The sequence below is a fragment of the Streptomyces sp. NPDC046203 genome (assembly GCF_040646255.1).
Classification (GTDB): domain Bacteria; phylum Actinomycetota; class Actinomycetes; order Streptomycetales; family Streptomycetaceae; genus Streptomyces.
Window position 1 is genome coordinate 84,901 of the sequence record NZ_JBEYZX010000010.1, and the last position, 11,882, is coordinate 96,782.

The 11,882-nt window shown below is 75.1% G+C and carries 8 protein-coding genes; 1 reads left to right on the forward strand and 7 read right to left on the reverse strand.

The window, feature by feature from the left end:
• Positions 1–2: 2 nt before the first annotated feature.
• From ABZ990_RS11445 to ABZ990_RS11475, 7 genes are all read right to left on the reverse strand, one after another.
• Positions 3–1,943: a TOMM precursor leader peptide-binding protein gene (locus tag ABZ990_RS11445; RefSeq protein ID WP_361228921.1), complete on the reverse strand. Its 1,941-nt coding sequence runs from the start codon at positions 1,941–1,943 to the stop codon at positions 3–5.
• Entirely contained in the window at positions 1,940–3,772 is a 1,833-nt protein-coding gene (locus tag ABZ990_RS11450; RefSeq protein ID WP_361228924.1) for a hypothetical protein, read from the reverse strand. The genes ABZ990_RS11445 and ABZ990_RS11450 overlap by 4 nt, the downstream gene beginning before the upstream one ends.
• Complete coding sequence (locus ABZ990_RS11455) at positions 3,769–6,492, reverse strand: hypothetical protein (RefSeq protein ID WP_361228927.1); 2,724 nt, start codon at positions 6,490–6,492, stop codon at positions 3,769–3,771. The genes ABZ990_RS11450 and ABZ990_RS11455 overlap by 4 nt, the downstream gene beginning before the upstream one ends.
• Positions 6,489–7,406: an ABC transporter permease gene (locus ABZ990_RS11460; RefSeq protein ID WP_361228930.1), complete on the reverse strand. Its 918-nt coding sequence runs from the start codon at positions 7,404–7,406 to the stop codon at positions 6,489–6,491. The genes ABZ990_RS11455 and ABZ990_RS11460 overlap by 4 nt, the downstream gene beginning before the upstream one ends.
• Positions 7,403–8,365 carry an ABC transporter ATP-binding protein gene (locus ABZ990_RS11465; RefSeq protein WP_361228933.1) on the reverse strand — a complete coding sequence of 321 codons (963 nt, stop codon included), beginning with the start codon at positions 8,363–8,365 and terminating at the stop codon, positions 7,403–7,405. Before ABZ990_RS11465 ends, ABZ990_RS11460 begins: the two co-directional genes overlap by 4 nt.
• The gene (locus ABZ990_RS11470) at positions 8,362–9,366 is read right to left on the reverse strand and encodes a hypothetical protein (RefSeq protein WP_361228936.1); all 1,005 of its coding nucleotides are present in this window, start codon (positions 9,364–9,366) and stop codon (positions 8,362–8,364) included. Before ABZ990_RS11470 ends, ABZ990_RS11465 begins: the two co-directional genes overlap by 4 nt.
• Before the next feature lie 285 nt (positions 9,367–9,651).
• Positions 9,652–9,807: a thiazolylpeptide-type bacteriocin gene (locus ABZ990_RS11475; RefSeq protein ID WP_361228939.1), complete on the reverse strand. Its 156-nt coding sequence runs from the start codon at positions 9,805–9,807 to the stop codon at positions 9,652–9,654.
• Between the two features lie 480 nt (positions 9,808–10,287).
• On the opposite strand from ABZ990_RS11475, the gene ABZ990_RS11480 reads away from it, so the two are divergent.
• Positions 10,288–11,856 (forward strand): fatty acid--CoA ligase family protein, encoded by a 1,569-nt coding sequence (locus tag ABZ990_RS11480; protein WP_361228942.1) that lies wholly within the window; start codon positions 10,288–10,290, stop codon positions 11,854–11,856.
• Positions 11,857–11,882 lie beyond the last annotated feature (26 nt).

Here is an 11,882-nt window from a genome sequence, read left to right on the forward strand (position 1 = left end):
TCTCATGGGAACGGGTGGGGGTCGTAGGGCGGCTGCCGGTGCTCCTGCGCGGTGCCGCGCAGCGCGGCGGCGAGCCGGGGCAGGCCGGCCAGGCGCTGCTGGCTGTGGCCGAAGCACATCGGGAGGATCCCGGGCACGACCGCCTTGGCCACGGCCACGCCGAGGTCGGTGTGGTCACGGGTGGACTGGTCGACGAGGACGATCCGGTCCAGGCCCGCGTCGGCGAACCGGGCCCGTACGAAGTCCAGGGCGCCCCGCACCGTGCCGCCGGCGGCCCGCACCAGGCGGTCCGGCCAGTCCGGGAACGCATCGCCCAGGGCGACCCGGGGGCCGCCGAGGACGGCCGTGACCCGGGGCAGGGTCTCGGGCCGGTTGTACAGGTCGACGTGGTCCTCCAGTACGTCGACCCGCCAGGGGTCGGCGACCATGGACGCGCCCGCCTCGGGGTCGCCCGGCGGCCGGGTGACCATCTGGGTGAGCTCCCACAGCGCGGCGCGCGCGGCGGACTCCGGGTCGGTGCCCGAGCCGGCGGCGGACCAGCTGGCGGGGTGGCCGCCGGTCCGGTTGACGGCCAGGGCCCACACCACGGGGATGTCGATGTCCTGGGTGGCCACCAGCAGATGGGCGTCGTAGCCGTGGATGTCGATGGTGTCGAGGAGCCGGTGCGAGAGCGTGTCGCCAAGGCTCGCCGGGTCGATGGCCGGAAGCGGCTCGGCCCGGTGCCAGGCCAGCAAGAACGCGTCGCGCTCGGCCAGTTCGAGGAGGGAGTGCAGGGCCGCCTCGGTGAGCCCGGAGCCGAGGGCGCAGCCGCTGGAGGAGTCCGGGAAGTGGCTGCGGCGGCGCTCGCCGTGCAGGTCGCGGCGGGCGCCGTGGCGGTCCTGGCGGTGCAGGTACTCGTAGCGGTAGAAGCCCACTTCGGCGGGGACGAGGACCGCCTCGCCCGTGTCGAGGTCGTGGCCCCACACCCAGTCCATGGGCGTGTCGGCGGTGGACGGCACGACCCGCGACAGGGGGTGGGCGAGCTGCTCGTCCGTATAGGTGCCGAGCGAGGCGGGGTCGAGGGCGCGGTCGGCGACGTCCTGGTAGGCGAGGCCGGTGAGGACCCGCCCGTGGTGCGGGAAGCTGCCCATCCGCTCGTACGCCTCCAGGACCGCGACCGACTCGGCGCGGCCGAAGGTCAGGGCCCGGCCGTAGCCGTGCGCGGGCGATTCGGGGAGCACCGCGTTGCTCATCGCGTACGGGGCGTCGATGTCGCGCATGATCTGGAGGACCGGGCCGTAGCGCGGATCGACCAGGCGCCGGCGCAGCGCGCCCGGGGCGAGCAGCGCGTCGCCGCCGGTGCCGCGCACCGGGTCGTCGGAGGAGGCCGGGGGGTCGTCGAGGACCAGCCGGGGCGGCCGGGCGGCCGGATCGGGCGCGGCGGAGGCGCGCGTGGCGGCGGGCGTGGGCTCCGCGCAGACGGGGCAGTTGAAGGTGCGCGGGACGCGGTGGCGGGAGACCCCGTCGGCGCGCACCGCGAGGAGCTCGCCGGGGGCGAGCGGGCTGCCGGTGAGGGAGTCCAGCGCGGCGTCGACGGCCTCGGCGAGGAAGGGGGCCGGCGGGCGGGCCGCGCGGCAGGGTTCGTCGAGGCGGTCCGTCAGGGGGTGGTCGACGGCGATACGGGACCGGGTCTCGGCGCATCCGGGGCAGCCGGAGTCGGTGCCGGGCGCCCAGAGGGGGCCGACGAACGCCTCGTCGCCGGCGAACCGGACGGACAGGTAGGGCGCCCGCGCGGCGCGGGCCCGCTCGTGGGCGGCGCGCTCGCGGCCGAGGTCCCACTCGGGGTGGACGGCGACCGCGTCGGCGGGCAGGCCGACGGCCCGGGCGATCCGGTCCGGGTATCCGAGGAGGTACCCCGGCCCGAGGACGTCCGCCGGCCCGAGGAGGTCAGGGGCGGCGGTCATGCCACGGCCTCCTTCACACGAGCCTCGGTGCCCACGGAGACGGGGGCGGAGGCGGGAACGAGAGCGGGGACGGGGACGGGGCCGAGGTCGGGGGCCTCGACGGCCGGAAGGCCGGCCACTGCCCCGTACCAGAACGGGGTCCGGCCCATCACCGGGTCGGCGGCGCGCTCGCCGTGCGGGACGAGCCGCAGCCGGGTCTGCGCGGCCAGCACGGCCACCTCGGCGTCGGTGGCGTGCAGCAGCGCGGTGGTGTCGGGGCCGGCGCCGACGAGGTCGTGCCCGCGCAGCCGCCGGGTCTGGACCCGGGTCAGCGCGGTGCTGAGGGCGGCGACGGCCGCGCGGGCCGGGCCGGGGCCCCAGGCGGAGGCGACGTCCTGCCCGGTGACCCGGTCGCGGACCAGGGCCAGCGGCCAGTCCACGCCCGGCACCCGGAGCAGGCGCAGCTCCACCGGCAGGAACTCGTGGTCCTCCAGGGTGCGCCAGAGCACCTGCGCGGCCTTGTCGAGGTCCTCGAACGCGGGGACGTCCCCGGCGGGTTCGGCCCGCCCCGCGAGCAGCCGCAGCGTGCCGTCGAGCAGCCACCGCTCCTCGGTGGTGCCGGCCGCGGCGACCGCGCCGCCGGCGGGTGCGGGGGCGGCCTGGGCGCGCAGCGCGGCGAGGGCGACGGACACCGAGGAGGAGCGCTGGTTGCCGCCCCAGGCCGCGACGGAACCGGGACGACCGTCCCGGTGCTCGGCCTCGGCGACGCACAGCGGCAGCTGCGGCAGGTTCTCGGGGGTGACCAGCTCGAAGGGGCCGGTCCACTTCGCGGCGACGGCCTGGACGTGGGCCATGGCCTCGTCGAGGTCGGCGGCGGGGGCGCTCGGACCGGGGCCGTGGACGGGGGCGCTCGGACCGGCGGGCGCCAAGTCGACCCGCGTGGCGTTCAGTTCGGCGCCGTGGACCACGTACGCCGTCTCGCCGGGGGCTTCCGCGGTGCCGGTCAGCACCCGGTAGGCGAGCTGTCCGGCGAGCGCACCGGCCAGTGCGGCGGCGCCCGCGCCCAGCGGGGCGGGTGCTTCGGCGGCGGCCTCGGCCGGCACCCAGCCGGCGATCCGGGCGGCCACCGCCTCCCGGTGCCCGGCGGTGCCGGTCGCCTGGGGGCCGACCAGGTGGAAGCGCTCGTCCTGCCGTACGGGGACGATCGCGCAGCCGGGCGGCAGCAGCGCGGTCTGCCGGGCCACCGCCTCGGCGAGCAGCTCGCCCGGGGCGAAGACGATCGCGGCGTCGGCCGCCACCGGGGCGCCCTCGGGCGTGAGCGGCAGGACCCGGGCGCCCAGCCGGGCGGCGGTGTCGGCGACGGCGTCCGCATCCGTATCCGTATCCGCGTCGGGTACGGCGAGCACGAGCCGGCCGGCTCCGGCCCGCGCGAGCCCTCGGGCGGCGGGCAGGACGGACAGGGCGGGACCGGAGACGAGCACGGTGGCCGCGCGCAGCCGCTCGAACGCCGCGTACGGGTCCGGGTGCAGCATCTCCAGGTCGGCGAGCACGTCGCGGTGGCGCTCGCGGGTCTCCGCGTCCGGTTCCGGGACGCTGAGGGCGTCCAGGTCGAGGAGCAGGCCGTGGCGCCGCCAGGTCTCCAGCAGCTTGGCCACGACGGGCCGGGCGGCCTCGCTGCCGAGCGCCGCGACGAGGGAGTCCTCGCTCGCGCCGTCCTCCAGCAGCGGGACGCACACGTCGGTCACCTTGAACAGCGCCGCCGGACCGCGCACGACGAACGACGTGCCCTCGGCTCCGAAGTAGACGCCGTCCCGCACCGGTGCGTAGTGCAGGGCCGGGCGCAGCCTCATTCGCATCCTTGTTCTCCCTGGTCCTTGAAGTACCGGTGCCGCTCGGGTTCCCGGTCGTCGGCGGGCCCGTCGCCGGGCCGTGCGTAGGCGAACCGTCCACCGGACGGCCTGCTGATCTCGACCGCCCACTCGTAGGCGTGCGGTGAGGCGCCCGCGGCGGGCAGCGCCTCCTCCACGTAGCCGCTGCCGTCGCGGTCGAGGAAGCGCGGCAGCGCCCTGGTGAGCAGTGCGCTGGTGAGGTCGACGTACTGCGGTTTGCGCTGCTTGGCACTGGAGCGGCCGGAGCCGGACTCCGCGCCCGCGCCGTTGCCCAAGGCGGCCGGGGGCTTCAGGACGACCTCGGCCGGCACCCCGTGCCGGGCGCGCCAGCGGGTGAGCGCGAGCATCCGGTCGAGGTCGCCGCTCCCCTGCCGCACAGCCTGCTCGAACTCCTCGTCCGGATACCAGCGTTGGCGCTGGAGGACGATCGAGCCGGCGCACAGCCGGGGCGTGCGCGGCGCGGTGGGCGCGCCGCCGGGGCCGTCCGGGCCGGGTCCGCCGAGGCCGCCGGGCATGCCCAGGTCGGGCAGCATCCGGCCGCCGCTGACCAGCCAGTTGGCCACGCGCAGCGGGGGCGGCAGCACCTCGGGGTGACCGGTGCCGAGGGTGAGGACGTGCAGCGGGCGGCCGTCGGTGTCGACGACCCGCAGCCGGTCCTCGTCCGGGTCGTGGACGAGCCGGAGGCCGTACCAGTCGTCGGCACGCAACCGCCGGTCGAGAACGGGCGCGTGGGCGTTGACACTGACCCCGTGCAGCCCCCGGTCCTCGGCGACGACGGTGCCGTCGGCCCCATGCCGTTCGAGAAGGCGACGGCGCAGCCGGGACAGGGCGTGGCCGCCGAGTTCGGCGTCGTGGCCGAGGAAGCGGCCGTAGAGCATGCCGTGGCCGGGATACGAGTCGTTGAACACCAGCCGCTCGCCGGCCGGCTGGACCACCACGCTGTACGCGATGGCGTCCCGGCGGAACCGGTCGGGCAGCGCCGCCGCCAGCTCCGCCAACCACTCGGCGGACCACACCACTTCGGTGTCGTCCCGGCGGCCCGCGAGGTCGGCGCGGAGTTCGCCGAGCAGACGGGTGCGCAGCCGGCGCAGCGGGGCGAGGCTGTCGCAGCCGGCGATCACCCGCTGGTTGACCGCGCGCACCAGGTGGCGGGCCTGGTCGGCGAGGTCGACGGAACCGCCTCGGCCGTGGCGCTCCACGAACACGTCGGTGAGCACGGCACGGATGTCGTGCAGCCGGTCGAAGGCGGACAGGAACTCCATCACCTGGGCCAGATCGCGCAGTTGGCGCTCGTGGCCGCTGGTGTCGATCCGGGCCGGCGGCAGCAGATAGTTCTCGGCGACGGTGAGCACGGCCGGGCGCCGGGCCCGCTCGCTCAGCGCCGAGGTGAGGGCGTCGATGCCGCGCAGGGCCGCGCCGCGCTCGGCGTGGCCGGTGTCGGCGATGCCCGCCACGGCGGCCCGCAGATCGGCGTGGGGAGCGGCGGCCAGCGGGTCGTCCGCGCAGTCCTCCGGCCCGTGCGTGGTGCACAGGAGCCCGGAGGCCAAGGCGCCCAGGACCACGCCGGTGGCCCGCTCGGGGGTGGTGCCGAGGGCACGGGCGACATCGCCGGCGATCGCGCCGACGGTACGGGGGCCCATGTCCGTGGCGTTGAGCAGCCGGCGCAGGGGGTCGGTGAGGGAGGCCGACAGCAGCCGGCTGTCGGCGTCGCCGACCTTCACGAAGGAGATCCGGTCCGGGCCGGGGCCCGGGGAGAGGCTGGGCGTCTGCCGGACCCAGGTGTCGGGCCCCGGCGGGGTTTCCCGGCCGGCCCCGGCAACATAGCCGAGCATCGCCTGGTCGAGGTGCGGGAAGGACCGGGCCCCGGTGAAGGCGACCTCGTCGGGGCGGGTGCCGCCGGGTGCGGGAACGGCCAGCCCGACCGCCGTGAGGCGGGCGAGGGGGCTGGTGCGCATCATGGCCCGGGTCACGTACTGGAGCAGCCCGCGCTCGGACTTGGCGGCCCGGGACAGGGTGCCCTCGCGGTAGCGGACGGCCGCCCGGTGGACCTCGGGGGACAGCAGCGCCAGCGAGCGCAGCAGGTCCTCGTCCCCGAGGAGACCGGACAGGGTGCCGCGCTCGCGGGCCAGCGCCCCGGGGTGTTCCTCGGCCGCCTCGGCGAGGAGGCCGTCCCGCAGGACGCGCAGCTCCAGCCAGGCGAGGAACTCCGGCGGTGCCGGGTCCGGCGGGGTGGCCGGCACCCGGTCGTTGTGCACGGCCCGGCGTACGGCGACCAGCGCGGACCGCTCGCCGGCCGGAGCCGCGCCGATCCGCTCGTACAGCGCGTCGGTGCAGGCGACAGCTCGTACAGCCAACTCGCCCTCCACCCTGGCCAGTTCGTCGAGGACTCCGGCGAGGGCCGGGTCGGCGAGCCGGGCGCGCCGCAGGGGGTTGAGCCGCAGCATCCAGACGGGCTCGGTCCGCTCCGCCGGGGGGCGCCCCGGGGTGTGCGCGGAGACCGAGGCCGTGGTCGTGTCGCCGGTCGTGGTCGAGTCGTCGGCCGTGGTCGAGTCACCGACCGTGGCCATGTCCCCGGCCGTGGTCATATCCCCGGCCGTGGTCGTGGTCGTGTCGCCGATCGTGGTCGCCTTCGTGGCGGGGTCCGGCGGGGCGATCAGGGCGCGTTCTTCTGTGACGGTCACCGGAAGTCCCTCCGGATCCGGTGCGTGCGCGCGGCGACGCACAGCAGCGTCCCGCCGACCACCCAGGCACCCAGCACCAGGGCGACCCGGCCGAGTTCCCAGCTGTGCGCGGGTTCCAGCGCGGCCATGTCGTCGGGCAGCAGAGCCGCCCGCATGCCCTGGGCCATCCACTTCAGCGGGAACAGCGCGCCGACGCGCTGCACGCTGTCGGGCAGTCCGGAGAAGGAGTAGTAGACCCCGGAGACGAACTGGAGCAGCACGAACGGGAATTGGACGGCGGCGGTGATGGTCCGCCGGTCGGTGATCAGGGAGCCGACGGCGATGCCCAGCAGCGCGGTGGCCGCGGAACCGAGGAGGAACACCCAGGCGAGCGTGGCCCAGCGGCCCGGGGAGGTGGGCAGCTGGAAGTCGAACACGGCGACGGCCAGGGCCAGTACGGCGACGGACTGGAGCAGCGCCAGCACGAGCACCACCACGGTCTTGGCCAGGAAGTAGCCGCTCGTCGCGAACGGGGTGCCGCGCAGCCGCTTCAGCGAGCCGTCACCGCTCTCCAGGGCGATGCCGGTGGCCAGGACGCCGAACGCGGCGGACATGACGCCCGACGCGAGGACACCCGCCACGACCACCTGGTGCATGGAGACGGTGCGATCGCCGGTCTTCATCGTGAAGATCGAGCCGAAGAGCAGCATCAGGACCACGGGAAGGGCCATGTTCATGGCGACCGCGGTGCGGTTGCGGAAGAAGACCCGCAGTTCGGCGCGGGCGCGCAGGACGCCGGTGCGCCAGACGCCCGGCAGCGGGCCGCGGGCGGCCACCGCGCGGGCCGTCCCGCCGGTCGTCACGCCGGTCGTCGCCTTCACCGGGACTGGGGCCGGTGCCTGGGCCGGGGCCTGGAGGGGCGGGGCGGGCGTCACCGGGTCACACTCCTTTCGTGCGGGCCGTCGCCGTCACCGCGGCGGGCGTGGTCGACGGCCTCGATCAGCCGCAGGTAGCGGCTCTCCAGCGAGGGGCGGCGGATCTCCAGTCCGGGCACGTCCGCGCCCAGCCGGACTCTCAGTTCCTCCAGGACGGGTCCGACCTCGGCGGTGGTGACGGTGCGGGTACGGCCGTCCTCGCGCCAGGACACCTCGCTCCCGGCGTCGCCGCCGCCCAGTTCGGCGGGCGGCGCGACCTCGCGTACCCGGCCGTCCGCGAGGACCGCCACGCGGTCCGCGAGCCGTTCGGCCTCGTCCAGGTAGTGGGTGGTGAGCAGGACGGTGGTGCCCTCGTCGCGCAGCCGCTCGATCATGGCCCAGCACTCGCGCCGGGCCTGCGGGTCGAGGCCGGTGGTCGGCTCGTCGAGGAACAGCAGCTCGGGCCGGCCCACGACCGCGAGGGCCAGGTCCAGGCGCCGGCGCTGTCCGCCGGAGAGGGAGCCGAGGACGGCCCGGGGGCGGTCGGCGAGGTCCACCAGCTCCAGCGCTTCCCCGACGGGAAGCGGGTCGGAGTAGCACCGGCCGATCTGCTCGACGAGTTCGCCGACCCGCCAGCCCTCGTGGTCGGTCCCGCTCTGCGGGACGATGCCGATACGGTCGCGCCACGCGCGCCCGGCCTTGCCGGGGTCCTCGCCGAGGACGGTGACCGAGCCGCCGGAGCGGTGCCGGAAGCCCTCCAGGATCTCGATGGTGGTCGTCTTGCCCGCGCCGTTGGGGCCGAGCACGCCGAACACCTCGCCGCGGCGCACCTCCAAGTCCACCGAATCGACGGCGACATGGTCGCTGTACGCCTTGCGCAGGCCGGCGACCCGGAGGGCGAGATCGGTGTCGCCCGTGTCACCCGTGGCGCCTGCGGGCCGCGTCGCCACTGAGGTTCCGGTCAGACCGAGCGTGCTCACGCCGCCTTCCTCTCCGCCGCGCGCCGCAGCCGGTCGCGCCAGCTCTCCCCGTACACCTCGTCGACGGTCTCGGCGATGGCGAAGCACAGGTAGTAGCGCTGGACGGGGGTCACGCCGAGCAGCGGGAGACGGCTGTAGAACAGGTTGATGAGGAGCCGGTACGAGGCGAACCAGGCCGGGGTCCGGTCCGCGACCCGGCTCTCGGCGACGGTCGCGTGGAACGCGCTGCGGCCGTCGCCGACGGGTCCGCGCTGTCCGGGCGGGGCCGTGGCCTGGCGGTCCGTGACGGGCGCGAGCTCGTCCAGCAGGCCGGCACTGAGGTCGCCGCGGGCCGCCGCGGTGTCGAAGACCCCCATGCCGTAGGCGAACGCCGCCCGGAATTCGGCGGCTTCGGCGCTCTCCGCGCCGTCCCGGGCCCGCTCGACGACCGCGCGCAGCATGGGCGCGTCGGCCTCCAGACGGCGGGCGAAGGAGGGGCGCGGGTCCTTGACGGAGCTCGCCCAGTGCAAGAACGCCTCGGTGTGCGAGCGCAGCGAGAACACCCCGTAGGCGGGGCCGCCGGGGTGGGCCGTGCACAGGGCGGTGAACGCCTCGGCGAGGGCCGTCACGGGAACGCCCGCGTCCCGGTCGGCCGCGAGGTCCAGCAGCCGTGCCAGGGGGGCGAACATACGGGTCAGGACCAGGTCGCGGGGGGCCTCCAGGCCGGCGGGCCAGGTCATGCCGGGCAGCTCTTCGAAGAACTCGACGGTGCCGCGGGGGTGGAGCGGGAGATACGGGGGCTCCACCCGCTCCAGCCGGCCCAGTTCACGGGCCTGGGCGAGATACTCTCCGCCGGACATCGGTTCGGGGAGTTCGTCCGGCCGCCAGTCGATGGAGTCCGCGATGTCCTGCCACGGAATTCCGTCCGGACCGTGGGCGACGAGTTCGACGTGGGGGCCGTGCTTCCAGCCGCGTGCCAGATAGGCCACGGTGGCGTTGTGTTCGATGCGCAGGGATCGCACCACGGGCACCATCACCCGCGAAAGCCAGGCGGGTTCGATCGGTGATCGCGTATGAAAGCGCATGCCGATCGTGCGCTCGTTCGGGGCGCCTTTCATGTATGTCACCTCTCGTTTTTCGACGATGCCCCTCTTCACCGCGTGCACGGATCGTGGTGCGCACGGATCGCAGCGTGCGCGGATCGTGGGCGTGCGCGGATCACGCGGGGCAGGCGCCCGCCCACCGTCTTTCGACGGAGGGCGGGGCGCCTTGCTCAGTTACGCCTGGGGCGTACCGCCGTCGTCAGCTCAGCAGCAGGACGAGGAGGACGACGAGGAGCAGCACAGCCAGTCACCGCTGGAGGCGCCGACCTCGGGGAGGGCGACACCCTCGGCGGTGTCCAGGACCTCGATCTCCTCGAGCTCGAAGGAAGCGAAGTCCTCGGTGGCCAGGTTCTTGTCCATGTGAATTCCCTTTCAGGTTTTCCTTTTCCGACCGGTCGGCCGGACAAGAAGAATCATGGCCCGTCGGCAATGGCTTCCGGAAGGCTTTGCGGGATACCCCTGACACGGATAACGGGGCCCCGTGACATACGTCATGGGGCCCCGTACGGACCCCCGTACGCGTACGCGCGCGCGAAGAGGAGAAGTAATTCCCGGGCCCGCCTCCGGCCCGCCCCGCAGCGCCCCGCATCGCCTCGCATCACCCCGCCCCGCATAGCCCCGCGGCACGACGCGGCACGACGCGGCACGGCCCGAAGACCCACCCACGGACGGTTTCCCGGAATTCGTTCCCGGCGCCCGGCCGGCCCGACCGGACCGCCGGAAATGACAAACGTCACGACCTCACGTGATCCCCGTCAGGGGCTTTCCGGAAAGCCTTGTCCGGGCCCCTTTCCCGGCCAAACATAAGAGGGACCCGTCTTCACAGGGAACGAGAATGGCGTGACCGGACGATCCACTACGCAGGGCCACTACGTCACCCGGATGCTCGACGTACTCGCCCGGGCTCCACGGCAGGCCGTCGTCCAGGGCCGGGCCGGCTCCCTCACCGGGACCGCGCTCGTCCGCTCGGTGCACCGGGCCCACGACGCGCTCCGCGCGGCGGGCGCCGGGCCGGGCGCCATGGTCGGGATCCTCACCGCGCCCAACCACCCGCTGACCTTCACCGCGCGGTACGCCGCCCATCTCCTGGGCGCCGGCGTGATGTACGTACGGTCGGTGAACCCCGGCACGGACCTGCCGCTGCCGGCCGCCGAACAGGCCGCGCTCCTCGCCGAATGCGAGGTCTCCGTCCTCGCGGTGGACCCTGCCCACGCCGAGCGCGGCGCCGAACTCACCCGCCTGCTCCCGGAGTCGACGGCCGTCACGGTGCTCGACGTCGAGACCGACGGCGGCTTCGACACCCCGGCCGCGCCGGCGCCCCGGGACCCCGAGTGCGCGGTGATCACGTACACGAGCGGGAGCAGCGGCCGTCCCAAGGGCGTACGCCAGCCCTTCGCCGCCTGGAACCGGCTCGTACTCCTCGACGCCGCCTCGCTCGCGGGCGGGTCCCCGGAGCGGATGCTGATCGTCACCCCGACCAGCCACACCGTCGCCGTCATGGCCGATGTGGTCCTCGCCGCCGGCGGCTCGCTCGTCGTCCACGAACGCTTCGACGCCGGCGCGGTGCTCACCGCCCTCGCCGCCGAGCGGATCACCCGCGTCTATCTGACGGTGCCTCAGCTGTACCGGCTGCTGGACCACCCGGACGCCGCCGGCACCGATCTGTCCGCGCTGCGCCAGCTCATCTACAGCGGCTGCATGGCGTCACCGGCCCGACTGGCCGCCGCCGTACGGGTCTTCGGCCCCCGCCTCGTGCAGTGCTACGGCTCCACCGAGGCGGGCCGGATCACCCTGCTGGACCAGCTCGACCACTTCGAGGAGGAGCTGCTGCCCAGCGTGGGCCGGCCCTTCCCCGGCGTCGAGATCCGCGTCGTCGACCCCGGCACCGGCCGCGAGGTCCCGCCGGGCACGACCGGCGAGGTCCACGTCCGCTCCCCGTACGCGATGAGCGGCTACCAGGGCCTGCCCGCCGAGAGCGCCGCCGCCCTGACGCCGGACGGCCGGCTGCGGACCGGCGACCTCGGGTACCTGGACACGTACGGATATCTGCACCTCGTCGACCGGGTCGGGCGGGTCGTCAAGGCGGCCGGCGTCAAGGTCCGTCCGGCCGAGGTGGAGCGCGCCCTGCTCACCCACCCCGCCGTGGCCGACTGCGCCGTCTTCGGGCTGCCGGACCCCGACACCGGCGAGGCCGTGCACGCCGCCGTGGTGCTCCGCACCCCTCAAGAATCCGACGCCCTGCGCCGGCACGTCACCGAAGCCCTCTCCGCCGCCCACGCCCCCACGCGGATCGTGCGGTGGCCCGAACTCCCCCTGACCGAATCCGGAAAACCCGACCTCGGACGCCTGCGCGTCGCGGCGGTCGCCGGCGCGGCCTCGACCCTCGAAGAAAGCGAGCTGTCCTCGTGACGACCACCCTCACGTCCACCCCGGCC

What these genes read in the sequence shown, in the direction of transcription:
- ABZ990_RS11445 (WP_361228921.1), bottom strand. Translation starts at nt 1,943, where the DNA reads ATGACCGCCGCCCCTGACCTCCTCGGGCCGGCGGACGTCCTCGGGCCG.
- ABZ990_RS11450 (WP_361228924.1), bottom strand. Translation starts at nt 3,772, where the DNA reads ATGAGGCTGCGCCCGGCCCTGCACTACGCACCGGTGCGGGACGGCGTC.
- ABZ990_RS11475 (WP_361228939.1), bottom strand. Translation starts at nt 9,807, where the DNA reads ATGGACAAGAACCTGGCCACCGAGGACTTCGCTTCCTTCGAGCTCGAG.